The sequence below is a fragment of the Marixanthomonas spongiae genome, assembly GCF_003095375.1.
GTDB classification, from domain to species: Bacteria; Bacteroidota; Bacteroidia; order Flavobacteriales; family Flavobacteriaceae; genus Marixanthomonas; species Marixanthomonas spongiae.
Genome location: NZ_QEHR01000004.1, coordinates 1 through 14,231, shown reverse-complemented (window position 1 = coordinate 14,231; position 14,231 = coordinate 1). Strand labels below are relative to the sequence as shown.

15 protein-coding genes and 1 tRNA gene are annotated in these 14,231 nt (G+C 43.2%); 9 read left to right on the top strand and 7 right to left on the bottom strand.

Features of this window, described 5'->3' with window-relative positions; genetic code table 11:
* Positions 1–4 precede the first annotated feature (4 nt).
* Positions 5–2,359 carry a TonB-dependent receptor gene (locus DDV96_RS06460; RefSeq protein WP_116693948.1) on the bottom strand — a complete coding sequence of 785 codons (2,355 nt, stop codon included), beginning with the start codon at positions 2,357–2,359 and terminating at the stop codon, positions 5–7.
* A gap of 103 nt (positions 2,360–2,462) precedes the next feature.
* Between DDV96_RS06460 and DDV96_RS06455 the strand changes: the two genes are divergently transcribed.
* The 5 genes from DDV96_RS06455 to DDV96_RS06435 all read left to right on the top strand — a co-directional run bounded on the left by DDV96_RS06455 (position 2,463) and on the right by DDV96_RS06435 (position 7,169).
* The gene (locus DDV96_RS06455; protein WP_116693947.1) at positions 2,463–3,116 is read left to right on the top strand and encodes a metal-dependent transcriptional regulator; all 654 of its coding nucleotides are present in this window, start codon (positions 2,463–2,465) and stop codon (positions 3,114–3,116) included.
* A gap of 68 nt (positions 3,117–3,184) precedes the next feature.
* Positions 3,185–4,096 (top strand): metal ABC transporter solute-binding protein, Zn/Mn family, encoded by a 912-nt coding sequence (locus tag DDV96_RS06450; RefSeq protein ID WP_116693946.1) that lies wholly within the window; start codon positions 3,185–3,187, stop codon positions 4,094–4,096.
* A 28-nt stretch (positions 4,097–4,124) separates the two neighbouring features.
* Positions 4,125–4,865 carry a metal ABC transporter ATP-binding protein gene (locus DDV96_RS06445; protein ID WP_116694257.1) on the top strand — a complete coding sequence of 247 codons (741 nt, stop codon included), beginning with the start codon at positions 4,125–4,127 and terminating at the stop codon, positions 4,863–4,865.
* A 35-nt stretch (positions 4,866–4,900) separates the two neighbouring features.
* The gene (locus DDV96_RS06440; protein ID WP_116693945.1) at positions 4,901–6,016 is read left to right on the top strand and encodes a metal ABC transporter permease; all 1,116 of its coding nucleotides are present in this window, start codon (positions 4,901–4,903) and stop codon (positions 6,014–6,016) included.
* Positions 6,009–7,169 carry a metal ABC transporter permease gene (locus DDV96_RS06435; RefSeq protein WP_116694256.1) on the top strand — a complete coding sequence of 387 codons (1,161 nt, stop codon included), beginning with the start codon at positions 6,009–6,011 and terminating at the stop codon, positions 7,167–7,169. The genes DDV96_RS06440 and DDV96_RS06435 overlap by 8 nt, the downstream gene beginning before the upstream one ends.
* A 3-nt stretch (positions 7,170–7,172) precedes the next feature.
* Here DDV96_RS06435 and DDV96_RS06430 read toward each other — a convergent pair whose 3' ends face one another.
* On the bottom strand, positions 7,173–7,487 hold the full coding sequence (locus DDV96_RS06430; RefSeq protein WP_116693944.1) for a hypothetical protein: 315 nt from the start codon (positions 7,485–7,487) through the stop codon (positions 7,173–7,175).
* A gap of 12 nt (positions 7,488–7,499) precedes the next feature.
* Positions 7,500–7,673, bottom strand: a complete 174-nt coding sequence (locus DDV96_RS15825; RefSeq protein ID WP_165805977.1) for a hypothetical protein — start codon at positions 7,671–7,673, stop codon at positions 7,500–7,502.
* Positions 7,674–7,774: 101 nt separating this feature from the next.
* Between DDV96_RS15825 and DDV96_RS06425 the strand changes: the two genes are divergently transcribed.
* Together DDV96_RS06425 and DDV96_RS06420 are read left to right on the top strand one after the other, a co-directional pair.
* A complete protein-coding gene (locus DDV96_RS06425; RefSeq protein ID WP_116693943.1) occupies positions 7,775–8,434 on the top strand; it encodes a metal-dependent transcriptional regulator in 660 nt (219 codons plus the stop codon).
* A 103-nt stretch (positions 8,435–8,537) separates the two neighbouring features.
* Positions 8,538–8,960 (top strand): hypothetical protein, encoded by a 423-nt coding sequence (locus DDV96_RS06420; protein WP_116693942.1) that lies wholly within the window; start codon positions 8,538–8,540, stop codon positions 8,958–8,960.
* On the opposite strand, the gene DDV96_RS15820 is transcribed toward DDV96_RS06420, so the two are convergent.
* The 4 genes from DDV96_RS15820 to DDV96_RS06405 form a co-directional block, all read right to left on the bottom strand.
* Complete coding sequence (locus DDV96_RS15820; protein ID WP_165805976.1) at positions 8,961–9,125, bottom strand: ATP synthase F0 subunit B; 165 nt, start codon at positions 9,123–9,125, stop codon at positions 8,961–8,963.
* A gap of 71 nt (positions 9,126–9,196) precedes the next feature.
* Complete coding sequence (feoB, locus tag DDV96_RS06415) at positions 9,197–11,296, bottom strand: ferrous iron transport protein B (RefSeq protein WP_116693941.1); 2,100 nt, start codon at positions 11,294–11,296, stop codon at positions 9,197–9,199.
* A gap of 3 nt (positions 11,297–11,299) precedes the next feature.
* Complete coding sequence (locus tag DDV96_RS06410) at positions 11,300–11,524, bottom strand: FeoA family protein (protein WP_394340126.1); 225 nt, start codon at positions 11,522–11,524, stop codon at positions 11,300–11,302.
* A 124-nt stretch (positions 11,525–11,648) separates the two neighbouring features.
* Positions 11,649–12,320, bottom strand: a complete 672-nt coding sequence (locus DDV96_RS06405; RefSeq protein ID WP_116693939.1) for an SCO family protein — start codon at positions 12,318–12,320, stop codon at positions 11,649–11,651.
* Between the two features lie 153 nt (positions 12,321–12,473).
* Between DDV96_RS06405 and rseP the strand changes: the two genes are divergently transcribed.
* On the top strand, positions 12,474–13,799 hold the full coding sequence (gene rseP, locus DDV96_RS06400) for an RIP metalloprotease RseP (protein WP_116693938.1): 1,326 nt from the start codon (positions 12,474–12,476) through the stop codon (positions 13,797–13,799).
* A gap of 174 nt (positions 13,800–13,973) precedes the next feature.
* Positions 13,974–14,047 (top strand) — tRNA-Asn (locus DDV96_RS06395).
* Positions 14,048–14,231: the final 184 nt, after the last annotated feature.

Sequence of the window (14,231 nt, the reverse complement as noted above, 5' to 3'; positions counted from 1 at the left end):
ATTTTTAAAAATCACCAAATCGTAACCCTACGAAGACCGTTCTGGGCATATTGGGGCCGTAGATGTAATCTGAATCCCGTGTGGCTCCGGTGTCAAAATCGTCTTGATAGCTGTCAAAAATGTTTTGCACCCCGCCACTCAGCTCGACATGAAATGTTTCTTTTAAATCGAAATGGTAGGTTACCTTTACGGTTAAATCGTAAAAGGGCTTTGTGCGTATCAAATTCATAAACCCTGTGTCGCTCACTACATGCGGCGCTATCATTGAACTGGTAAACGTTCCAGTAACGTCTGTTTTAAAAGCTTCGTTTAGTTGCCAGTTGGCGTTTAAAAAGCCGTAGGAATTTGGTGCGCGCACAAACTCATCTAAAACCACATCTTGTTCTCCTGCCACGCTGCCATCGGCTTCAAAAAGTACTTGACCTTCCTTGTATTTCGATTTTTGAATGGTGCCCCCAAGCAGAAAAAACAAATCGGAACTTGGCGATACCGAAAGCTCAAAATTAGCTCCTGCAACACGCGCCTCAGCACCATTTCGGGATTCTTCCAATATGGAACCGTTGGGCAGGGAAGTTCCTGTGCTCACAATGGTAAACGGGTTCTTTAAGGTGGTGTAAAACCCTTCAACCAAAACATTGGTCTGTACCTTGTTGAAATTTTTCGTAAAATTAAACGAGGCGGTATATGCGTTGGAAAACTCACTTTCCAAATTATTGGAAAGGATAACGAATCGCTGTTCGCCCCCAACCGATGATACGTGCAAATCTTCATTGAAAGCTTGCGGTGCCCGAAAACCCCGCGCATAACCGCCCCTAAATTGCAGTGCTTCGGAAATATTGTACAACACGGTCAATCGGGGGCTTATTTCGGTTTCGTTCACCTGCGATGATCGTGCAATATCTTCAATGGTATAAAAACCATCGACGTTTATGTGGTCCAGCCGTGCACCAATAAGCGCAGTGAAATCGTCAATGGGTTTCCATTGGTATTGTGCGTAAAGGCCAAGGCTGTTCACTTTTTGATCGATCAAGCGGTTGTAGCCGGCAATAGCGTCTTCGGTGTCATTACGCTGAAATTCAGCACCAGTGGTAATTACATCATCGTTGATAAAATGATGCGAATACTTTGTTCCTGCCACGACGGCTAAATCGGTGGTGATACCAAAGGAGTTGTTTGCGGCAATAGAGTCGGCAGCCGTTCGCCCACCGCCTAAGCCCCCGTAATAACTGTCGCGGTCCGTATGTTGGGCAGAAACATAGGCGCTCACCGAATTTTTGCGCGCATCGTCATGCCACTCGTAATCGGTGCCGCCGAATACGGTGTTATGGTCCAGTTGCTCGGTGATGTCGGTAAACTGAGGAGCTAAATTCAAACGGTCCCCGCCTCGTCTGAATTCACGTATTGCCGTAAAATCGATTCCAAACTTACTATTGTCATTAGGCTTTAAAAATACTTTTGCGCCAAGCGAGTTGTTGGTCATTTTGGTGATTTCGCTAAACCTGTCGCCATTGGCATCATAGGGATTGCGGTTTCGGTACATGCCAAAAACAGTAACACCACTGCTTAAATCTTCGCTCACTATCGATCCGTTCACATTTACCGTTCGGTCTGCCGTTTTACCATCGATCGCGGCAAAATTGGAACGTATTTCCCAACTGTTGTTAACGGGTTCTTTTGTTATTACATTAACCGTTCCGGCAATGGCATTGGAGCCAAAAAGCGCAGAACCACCACTTCTTACCACCTCAACCCGATCAATGATGCTTACTGGAATCTGTTCCAGGCCATACACCCCGTTGAGCGCACTGAACACCGGACGGCTGTTTACCAAAACTTGGGTGTATTGTCCTTCCAAACCATTAAGACGTACTTGTGTAAACCCACAGTTTTGGCAGTTGGTCTCAATCCGCACGCCTGGTTGGTAATTTAGGCCATCGGCAAGGGAAATAGATTGCGTAGCGTTGAACAGTTTAGGACTGAGCACATTTACAATCACGGGTGCATCCCGTTTTATAATACGGTTTCGGGTGGCGCTCACCACAACTTCATCAAGGCCAAAGGTGTCTTCGGTCAACGAAAAATCCAAGGTGATATGCTCGCCGGCTGCCACGGTTACTTCTCTTCTTTGGGTTTTATAACCTTGCGATTGCACAACTAAAGTGAACGTGCCTTCGGAAACCGCAAGTGAATAGTTCCCGTCTATATCGGCATCGGTGCCTGTAGCACTGTTTTTAATATAAATACTACTGAAAGGAACTGGGCGTCCATTTGAAGTAAATGTGCCCGAAATAGTGGCTTTGTCGTTTTGGGAAAAAAGATAAACAGGCATGAAGAGCATGATATGTAAAATATATTTCATAATATTAAACTATATTATTTTTTAATTTAGAATTAAAATTTAGGCAAAGCTAATATTTTATTCTTGAAAGATAAAATGTATCTTTGTGCTGTATATGAAAAATATGTTTACCCAATCTGAAGAAAATTACTTGAAAGCTATTTTCCATCTGCAGGAAGAAGCTGGAGAAGGGGTGTCCACCAGTGCGCTCGCCGAATTGTTGGAAACCAAAGCCGCATCGGTGACCGAAATGATAAAAAGGCTCGCCAATAAAAACTTGGTTGACTATAAAAAATACTATGGCGTGCAATTGACTCAAACCGGAAGAAAACAAGCTTTGACCGTGGTACGAAAGCACCGGCTATGGGAATCTTTTTTAGTGGAACGCTTAAACTTCAACTGGGATGAGGTGCACGAAGTGGCAGAGCAGTTGGAGCATATCCGTTCGCCAAAATTGGTGGAAGAACTGGACCGTTTTTTGGGCCGCCCTGCTTATGATCCCCACGGCGACCCTATCCCCGACGCCAGTGGAAACCTGCCCAAGGCACCTAAAAAAAGACTTTCACAGCTAAAAGAAGGTCAAAAAGGCGTGTGCAAAGGGTTTAACGATGCTTCTTCTGCCTTCTTGAAATTTTTGGACGATCAAGATATAGGGATGCATACCGAGATGAAAGTCATGCAAATACAATCGTTTGATGAAAGTATGACGGTACAAGTTGGAAAACGGCAGGTGCTGCTATCAAAAACCGCGACCGATAACATTTATGTTGAAGATTGAAGTTAGTGATAATTTGCCCATCGCCTGTTGATTCAACGTATACTAAACTAAAACTTGAAATTTCAGTTATGAAAAAAATACTTCCGCTTTTATTGTGCCTCACATTGTTGGTAAGCTGCAAAAACAGCAATAACAGTGCCAATGGGAAGTTGAATGTAGTTACCACCACTACGATGATTACCGATCTGGTAAAAAATATTGGCGGTGATTCCATTAGCGTTCAAGGCTTGATGGGCAGCGGGGTGGACCCACACCTGTATAAAGCCAGCGAAGGGGACGTTTCAAAATTGACCCGTGCCGATGTAGTGTTTTACAGCGGTCTGCACTTAGAAGGAAAATTAGTCGACGTATTCGAAAAAATGGGCCGAAACAGCAACACCATTGCACTTGCCGAAGTGTTGGACAAAAAAGGGCTGATAGGTTCTGAATATTTTGCTTCCAGTTACGACCCGCATATTTGGTTCAACATTGCGTACTGGAAACAAATCACCACCTACCTAACCCAAGAACTCAGCAAACTGGATCCCGCTCACGCCGCATATTTCGAAAAAAATAAAACCGCCTACCTTAAAAAACTGGATGCCCTCGATAAACAGGTGCGCGAAACCATTGCCACTTTGCCCAAAGAAAAACGCATTTTGGTCACTGCCCACGATGCTTTTAATTACTTCGGAAGGGAATATGGTTTTGAAGTCGTTGGCCTGCAAGGTCTTTCCACAGCAACCGAGGCGGGCGTGCAAGACGTGCAAAATTTGGCCCAATTAATCATTGAGAAAAAGGTAAAAGCGATTTTTGTGGAAACCAGTGTGCCAAGGCGAACCATCGAAGCCTTACAACAAGCAGTAAAGGCCGAAGGATTTCAAGTGGAAATAGGCGGTACGCTTTATTCTGATGCCTTGGGCAATGCCGGCACAAAAGAAGGGACTTATATAGGAATGTTCACTTATAACGTAAAAACAATCGTGGAAGCATTGAAATAGGTTGTTGCACACAAAAAAAAACCATATAATGAGAGAGGAACCCTACGCCATAAAAATTGACGACCTTACCGTAGCCTATAATTATAAACCGGTTTTGTGGGATATAGACCTCGTCATCCCCGAAGGGGTGCTCATGGCAATCGTTGGGCCAAACGGAGCTGGTAAATCTACTCTTATAAAATCAATTTTAGGAATTGTAAAACCCATTGCCGGTAGCGTACAAGTTTTTGGCAAACCGTATAAAAAGCAAGTGGATAAGGTGGCGTACGTGCCACAAAAAGGCAGTGTGGACTGGGATTTCCCAACCATCGCACTCGATGTGGTGATGATGGGCACCTACGGAAGCTTGGGTTGGATAAAACGACCCGGGCAAAAAGAAAAAAAACAAGCCTTGGAGGCTTTGGAAAAAGTAGGCATGCTGGAATTTAGGGACAGGCAAATAAGCCAGTTGAGCGGTGGGCAGCAGCAACGCATTTTTTTAGCAAGGGCGTTGGTGCAAAACGCATCTATTTATTTGATGGACGAACCCTTTCAGGGAGTCGATGCTACTACCGAAAAAGCAATCATCAATATCTTAAAAGAACTGCGTAAAGCCGGCAAAACCTTGATTGTCGTGCATCACGACCTGCAAACCGTACCGGAATATTTTGATTGGGTAACTTTTTTAAATGTAAAAGGAATTGCCTCGGGCCCTGTAAAGGATATTTTTAACGACGATAACCTTACCAAAACCTATGGTATTAATTACAAGGTGGCGGTGAATAAATAAATTGAATTATTATCCCAACGCCTGATATAAAAAAAATGGAACTAACAGACTTTTTTACCAATTATACCTTGCGCACGATAACCTTGGGCACTGCCGTGCTTGGAGCTATTTGCGGTATGTTGGGCAGTTTTGCGGTATTGCGCAAACAGAGTCTCTTGGGCGATGCCATTTCGCACGCTTCCCTGCCCGGGATTGCCATTGCCTTTATTATTACTGGTGTAAAGAACGAACATTTGTTTTTAGTTGGGGCTTTAATAAGTGGCTTGATCGGTACGTTTTGGATTAAAAGCATCGTAAAACGCACCCGCTTGAAAAACGATACGGCCTTGGGATTGATCCTTTCGCTCTTTTTTGGTCTGGGGATGCTGTTATTGACCTTTATCCAGAAAATGCCGAATGCCAATCAAGCCGGGCTGGACAAATACTTGTTTGGGCAAGCCGCCACACTGGTAGAAGAGGATGTTTGGGTTATGGCCGCTGTTACTGGGGTTAGTCTTATCGTTTTGCTTCTTTTCTGGAAAGAACTGAAACTATTGCTCTTTGATCCCGATTACACCAAAACCTTGGGGTTCAACACCCGTTTTCTCGATATTTTGATTACCAGTTTTATTGTAGTCGCCATTGTGCTTGGCCTGCAAACCGTTGGGGTAGTACTTATGAGCGCTATGTTGTTGGCTCCAGCAGCTGCGGCCAGGCAATGGACCAATAATTTGGGGGTGATGATTGTTTTGGCATCGATATTCGGGGCTTTTTCAGGGGTTTTCGGAACCGCCATCAGTGCGAGCCAGGACAACCTTTCAACAGGACCGGTTATTGTTTTGGTGGCCGCGGCTTTTGTGTTGCTTTCCTTTATTTTTTCGCCTAGGCGTGGACTGTTGTTCCGGGAGCTTCGTTTCCGTAAAAACCGAAGGGAACTTCATTTAAAGAAAACGCTCACCTTTATGTACCGTATTGCCAAGGAGCACGATAACATTTCGCACCCTCATGCTATCCGTATTTTGAACAACTTTCAAGGGTTTACCCGAAAAACGTTGACGAAACTGGAAGAGCAACACTTAATCCGTGTGGAAGGCAATCAATGGGCTTTAACCGAAAAAGGCTTTCAAGAAGCCGAATCTATGTATGTTAAAATGGGAACCGATCATGACTAACGCACAATTGGAAATACAACTTATCGCCGCTTTGGTCGCCGTTGCCTGTGCCATTCCAGGCGTGTTTTTGGTACTTCGGAAAATGGCCATGATTAGTGATGCCATTAGCCACTCCATCTTGGTGGGGATTGTGGTAGGCTTTTTTATCACCCAAGACCTCAATTCGCCCCTTTTAATTTTATTGGCTGCCGTAACTGGTGTGGTCACCGTGATTTTGGTCGAATTCATTCAAAAAACCGGCTTGGTAAAAGAAGATACCGCGATAGGCTTGGTATTCCCCGCTCTTTTTAGCATAGGTGTGATATTGATTGCAAAACACGCCAATGACGTTCATTTGGATATAGACGCGGTGTTGCTGGGCGAACTGGCTTTTGCCCCTTTTGACCACCTTATTGTAGGCGATACCGATATAGGCCCAAAATCACTTTGGGTGATAGGTACCATCTTGGTGATCAACCTCACGCTGCTGATTTTGTTTTTCAAAGAACTTAAATTGAGCACCTTCGATAAAGGTCTTGCCGCTACCCTTGGTTTTTCGCCTTTGTTGCTGCATTACGGGTTAATGACGGTCTCCTCGGTTACCATTGTGGGCGCTTTCGATGCCGTAGGGGCGGTTTTGGTGGTTGCACTTATCATTGCCCCGCCCGCAACCGCCTATTTATTGACCGACGACCTAAAGAAAATGTTATTGTTAAGTTGTTTCTTCGGGATTTTTGCTGCCATTTCAGGGTATTGGGTTGCGAATGCGCTTGATGCCTCCATTGCCGGTTCTATGACCACGATGCTGGGGGTTGTATTTCTTTTGGTGTACCTTTTTGCGCCTAAACAAGGCGTGTTTTCAGTATTTTACAAAGAAAGGCAACAACGTATAGAAGTGTCTTTATTGGTGTTTCTATTGCATTTGCAAAATCATCAAGAAAAAGAAGAACGCCACGTGAACCATTTACAGGAACACATTAACTGGGAAAAGGTTAAGGCCAAAACGGTGTTGGAACTGGCTACAAAAAACAACCTGATTCATATTTCAGAAAATATCGTTTCCCTTACCGAAAAAGGACAGGAATTTACAGACGAAGCCTTAAAATACATTACCACCAATAAAGAAACGGCTATCGAAGAATTGAAAGACCGGTTTTTCCTTTTTAGGGGATGAAAGTCAGTGTTGGCCGTAAGATTGCCTAAACTGTATTTTTTGCACTTGCCGTTCCACAATCAACTGGGCCAAAATTTCGCCTGCAGTTTCATGAGCGTCCTTTGCCGCCAAGGCTGTTTTTGCCTTCTCTTCAGAAATATCGATGCGGTATAATATGGCGACGAGTTTGTTAAAATCTGTTGCTACTAACCGGTCGAGATGCGCGGCCAATTCTGCTTTCAGTTGTTTGTAACTGCTGCTTTTTTGTTCTGAAGAGCCACCTAAGTCAACCAATTGGCGGCTCCAGAGTAACGCTTTTAATCGGTTTTGGTCATTCATAACATATTGATTTTAAGATAAATTTCTGTTTTTTGTTTTTAAAACCCGGATCGCTTTTTTAAGCTCGCTCACTTTTTCCAGTTCACGGGCTGCTTTTGTTCTATCTTTCTGCATTAAATTTGTACTTTTAATGGTTCGGTCTATTTTCTTTTTATAAAATTGAAGCAATCCGATTGCGAAATCCATATCTTGTCAAGCATTGGTACAGTTTCAAAGATAAAAAATTCATAATCATTAAAAAAATTATTTAGCACAACCTAAATATTGATGTTGTAAAATAGTTGCAGATGAAATTGTCCCCTTCCGAAGAAAATTACTTAAAAGCAATCTATCACTTAGAACAAGCTTCCGATACAGGCGTTACCACTAATGCCTTGGCGCAACGGATGGAGACCAAACCTTCTTCGGCCACCGACATGGTAAAACGTTTGGCTGAAAAAGAGCTGCTGCATTACGTAAGGTACCGCGGCGTTACCCTTACGAATGAAGGAACCAAATCGGCCTTACAAATTATACGAAAACATCGCTTGTGGCAAGTTTTTTTGGTGGAAAAGCTGCACTTTCACTGGGACCAAGTTGCCGAAATAGCCGAACAGTTGGAGCATGTGCATTCCGAAGAACTTATTGCCCGGCTGGAACGGTTTTTAGGGGAGCCCGATTTTGATCCCCACGGCGAACCCATTCCCAGTAAGGATGGAACCATCAAGCAAACAGCGAAAAAACTATTGGCCGAACTAAAGAAAAACCAAGGCGGGGTTTGCGTTGGCGTGAAAGAATCCAGCCCAGAATTCCTGCAGTATTTAGACAAGAAGAACATCACCATTGGCACTAAAATTAAAGTGCTGGGCAAGGAGTTTTTCGATGGCTCCATGGTTATTTTGGTAGGAAAGGATCAATCGTTCATTTCAAAAAAGACAGCCGAGAACCTGTATGTTCAAACGTTATAAGGTTTGGGAATGATGCTGTGAAAATTACAGACGTGGGCTCGATTTATTGGTTTGTTAAGCTTTGTTTTTTCTTTTACCTTTAAAAAACGAAAAAAAGATTTCCATGAAACGTGTATTTATATTGTTGTTGCTAACAGTTTCAACTACTGCTTTTGCCCAAAATAAACCAGACGAACCCTTGAAAACGCCAAAAATAGCCATAAAAGTTCCCTTGGGGGAAACAGTGGAAATAGACGGTCATTCCGTAACGTTTTCAGAAGTAGTGGAAGATTCCCGTTGTCCCACCAGTGTTACCTGTGTGTGGCAAGGAAGGGTCAAGATAAAAGTGAAAGTTGAAAAAAAGGGTAAAGCAACCGTTGCCGAAGAATTGATTTTTGGAGCGGTAAGGTCTGGGGAAGATAAAAACCACGTATTTTACATTTCCGAAGATATCAAATTAGAAGGAATGAAGGTAACGCCCTATCCAGAATCCGAAAACGATATAAAAGAGAACGGCTATACCTTTTTGGTTTGTGCCTATAACTAATCAATGACAGCCGCAATTGTTTTTGCCACATTTGGTGTTGCCGCCGTCAAGTGTGCCCGAAGGGGTTTGCCTACTTTTTTCGGTCAAGGGGTTCCATATAAATTTCTTTAGCAGGTAACCCGCTGCGATTAAAAATGTTATGATTACCAATATCGTCTGCATCATCTAATTTTTTTTATTTTCTTTCTTTTAGGTCGAATATACTGTTGCAACCTAACATAAGGTTTTTATTTTGATTATTTAAGCAATTGATAAGCTGCCAAGGCTAAAATATACGCAATTCCGCTCATAATAACTAATTGGTACAGGGGCCATTTCCAACTGTTGGTTTCTTTCTTCACAATGGCCAAGGTGCTCATACATTGCATGGCAAAAGCATAAAAGAGCAATAACGACACGCCGCTGGCGAAATTGAACAATGGGGTTCCCAAAACGGGGTTTGTTTCGGCGGCCATTCGGTTTTTAATGGTTTTTTCTTCATCGCTCCCCACGCTGTAAATGGTGGCAAGCGTCCCCACGAATACTTCACGGGCAGCGAACGAGCTCACAATGGCGATCCCGATTTTCCAATCGTAGCCCAGGGGCCGTACCGCAGGCTCAATGGCTTTTCCCATAATGCCAATATACGAGTGTTCCAGCTTAAAAGAAGCGATTTTGGTGTCCAATTCGTCTTCGGTGAGGTTTTGACCGCTGTTTTCGGCAGCAACTATTTCTTCGGCTTGATCAAATCTCCCTGGACCGTACGAGGCCAGCACCCAAAGAATGATGGAAATGGCCAAGATAATCTTACCAGCGCCCAATACAAAGGCTTTTGTTTTTTCCACTACGGTAATCAACACGTTTTTGGGAAGCGGCATTTTATAATTGGGCATTTCGATGACAAAAAAGGAACGTCCCGGAATGTTCATAAACTTATCCAAGAGCCAAGCCGAACCTATGGCAGCACCAAAACCTATTAAATACATAATCATTAATGTAATCCCTTGTAGGCTGAATATCCCCAAAACACGCTCATCGGGGATAACCAAAGCAATGATGATGAGGTACACCGGCAACCGTGCCGAACAGGTGGTGAAGGGTGTCACCAAGATGGTGATTAATCGTTCTTTCCAATTTTCAATGTTTCGCGTGGCCATAATCGCTGGGATGGCACAGGCAGTACCCGAAACCAACGGTACCACACTTTTCCCGCTCAGGCCAAACCGGCGCATAACGCGGTCCATCAAGAAGACCACGCGGCTCATATAGCCGGTTTCTTCCAAAATGGAAATAAAAAGGAACAGAAAAGCAATCTGCGGAATGAAAATGACCACACCGCCAATACCTGGGATGATCCCTTCGGCAATTAAACTGGTAAAATCCCCTGGTGGCAAGGTTTCGTTAACCCATTCGCTCAAGGAGGCGAAAGTGGTATCGATAAAATCCATGGGATAGCTGCTCCAGTCGAAAATCGCTTGGAATATGAGCAATAGGATGGCAAAGAAAATAACGTATCCCCACACTTTATGCGTCAAGACCCGGTCCACCCGGCTCCTGAAGTCTTTGGCATTAGCGGTGTCTATGGTAAGGGTGTCTTTTAAAACATTGTTGATAAATTGATACCGGGCAATGGTTTCTTTTTGCTGAAGCCGTTTCAGGTTGCTTTTGGATTCGGTCTGGAACCCGTTTACTTCTTTTAGCTCTTTTCGGTTCAGTTTTCCGAAGTTCACGTCTTGTGTAATGACCAACCAGAGTTTGTAGAGATCTTGATTGGGAAATGCTTTGCGAAGTCTATCAAAATAATCTGGAGACATTCGGGAAGCGTTGACGCAAGGTTTTGTGGAAAGCAAGCTGTAGTTGCTGATCAATTCTTTAAGATGGTCAAAGCCTTCGTTTTTACGGGAGCTTACCAAGGCTATTTTGGTTTCCAGTTGTGCTTCCAGCTTTTCGATATCCAGTGAAATGGCTTTGCGTTTCATGCGGTCTGCCATGTTCACTGCCAGAATGGTGGGGATGCCCAAATCTTTTATTTGTGTGAACAGCAACAGGTTGCGCTTTAGGTTTTCCACATCGGCCACAACCACGGCAACATCGGGGAAATCTTTGTCGTTTTTGTTGAGCAACAACTCAATCACTACATTTTCATCTATTGAAGAGGCATTAAGGCTGTACGTGCCGGGAAGATCGATTATGTGGGCTTTTAATCCGCGGTCTAATTTGCAAACCCCTTGCTTTTTTTCAACGGTAATGCCGGGATAGTTGCCCACTTTTTGGTTCAAGCCCGTTAAGCGGTTGAACACCGAGGTTTTTCCGGTATTTGGGTTGCCAATAAGCGCAACGTTTATCTGCCTTGCCATAGCTTAAACCAATTCAATTTCAATACGTTCGGCGGTTTCTTTTCGTATGGCCAAGTGGCTGCCGTTGATGTTGAGGTAAAGTGGATCGTGAAAAGGGGCCAGTTGTACCAATGCCACTTCGTTGCCTGGGAGGCAGCCCATTTCCAATAATTTTAAAGGAACGTGCTCTACCGAAAACTCTTTGATAATGGCGCGTTGTCCCTTTTTAAGTGTGGCGATCGTAATCATTATATTAATTTAGATTGATTTTAAACAACGCAAAAATAAGGGAATTAGGTTTGCCTTGCAAGGTTTTAAGATGATAAAGTAATTTTTGTAATGGTTGGGCTGCTACAGGCGTTTCAGTTCTTCGTTAGCGCTCCTTTTTCAAGACTTTGATATCGGTCATTAGTTCTTCTATCGCCTTGGGGTCTGTGCCGTCATAAAAGCCACGGATGCGTTTCTTTTTATCGACCAGCACAAAATTTTCGGTATGGATTAGATCATACTCAGTATAAGGGGTGTCTTTGGCTGCGAGGTACGATTTTCGGGCGAGGTCGTAAATTTGTTTTTTATTGCCGGTGACCAGGTTCCATTTGGTGTCGTCCACGCCTTTCTCTTGGGCATATTTTTTAAGTTGGGCTACGGTGTCTATTTCTGGGGTGACCGTGTGGGAGAGGAGCATGATTTCAGGGTCGTTTTTCACTTTTTCCTGAATATTCACCATATGGTCCGTCATAATTGGGCAGATGGTCTGGCAGGTGGTAAAAAAGAAATCGGCCACATAGATTTTATCTTTATAGTCGTCCTGTGTGATGGTCTCGCCATTTTGGTTTGTCAATGAAAAATTGGCAATTTTATGGTATTTTTTCACGTGCTGCACGGTAGTATCAACTAGTTGGGCGGTAACATCGTGGGGTTGGTAAATGGGTAGGGTTTTTTCGTCGTCTATGGTGTACACATTATAAATGATGGTAATGATAATTGCAGAAAGAACGAGCATAACGATCCCAAAAAACTTATACTTTGCAAAAAACCGGAGCATATTGTTATACTGATTTCCGCAAAATTACTGCCTATAATACAAACGGTAAAGCAGGAAGCGTTAAATGTTTTACAAGATGTTTTTCGGTTGTTCGGCATTAATTTTTATAAGCAAGTATAAAAGATTACTTTTGTACGCTAATTTTTAAAGTTTATGAGTCCATTTGCCGTTAAAGCAATCCAGCTTTTATTAAGCTTATCTCTATTGATCGTGTTGCACGAACTGGGGCACTTTATCCCAGCAAAGTTGTTTAAGACCCGGGTTGAGAAGTTTTTCCTCTTTTTCGATGTGAAATTTGCCCTTTTCAAAAAGAAAATAGGCGAAACCGTTTATGGCATAGGATGGTTGCCACTGGGAGGATATGTAAAAATATCCGGAATGATCGACGAAAGCATGGACAAGGAACAAATGGCCAAACCGCCAGAGCCTTGGGAGTTTAGGAGCAAACCGGCTTGGCAGCGATTGATTATTATGTTGGGCGGCGTTACGGTTAACATTATTGTTGGATTCGTTATTTATATGGGTATTCTGTATTTTAACGGGACCACCATTACCACCAACGACGATTTGCCAAAAGGCTATGCCGTAGCTGAAACCTTCAAGGAAATGGGCTTTCAGGACGGCGATCATATTTTACAAGTGAACGGAGAGCAATTTGAAGACGTTGGCTTGATAAACAAGTACCTGTTTTTGCGTGATGTCCAAAGCATTACTGTTAAACACAGCGACGGCACAACCGAAACTATCGCACTTCCTGAAGATATTGGCACCAAAATGTTTCAAAAAGATGTATTGCGTCCTTTCAGCCCGATGCGCAATGCGGTGATTGACACCGTGGTAGCCGACTATCCAGCCATGGCGGCGGGATTCAAAAACGGCGATAGCATTGTTTCGGTAAATGGCCAAAATGTGGCACATTGGCACGAATTTACGGCCTTGGTCACGGCAAACAAAGACAACGAAAATACCATTGTTGTTTCCCGAAATAACGAATATGACACCTTAACCGTCACGCCAAATGAAAAAGGTCAAATTGGTGTTAACAACTACGGAAAAGAATATTTGGGCAAGGGTACCAAAATCACATATGGCTTAGCTGAAAGTATTACGGGCGGTATAGGCTACGGGTACAATGTGCTTAAAGATTACGTTACCCAATTTAAATATGTGTTCACCGCAAAAGGCGCCACGCAAGTAGGTGGTTTTGGAGCGATAGGCAGCCTCTTCCCCGATACGTGGAACTGGTTGAGTTTTTGGGAAACCACAGCGTTGATTTCTATTATTCTGGCATTTATGAACATCCTTCCCATTCCAGCATTAGACGGTGGCCACGTGATGTTTTTGTTATATGAAATAGTAAGCGGCCGCAAACCGGGCGACAAATTTATGGAGTACGCCCAAATGGTCGGTTTTTTCCTATTGATCGCCTTGGTGCTGTTCGCCAACGGAAACGATATTTACCGTTGGCTGTTTGAATAACAGTCAAAATTAACCTGGGGCTTATTCCTGTTTAATTTTAAAGTTGAAATTTCATCGAAAAAGTTTTCAGTTTTATTTTGATGAATATAAAAATTAGGTATATTTGCACCCGCCTAACGATATTTATCACAGTATGTGTTAGGCGAAACGTTCAAAAAGATATAAAAATTAAATTCCTCCATAGCTCAGTTGGTTAGAGCACCTGACTGTTAATCAGGGTGTCGCTGGTTCGAGTCCAGCTGGAGGAGCTAATGAAGCCACCCATATAAAAGGTGGCTTTTTTAATATGGGGTACTACCTTTATAGGATCAAGAACATTTTCTGGGTTTTTGAGTTTTTAAGCAAATAATTTTTCAAGTCTGTACAGGAAGAATTCAGTTCTTCTTACGCCTCTTAATTGTGCTCTAAATGCTTTAATTTTTGCATTAAAAG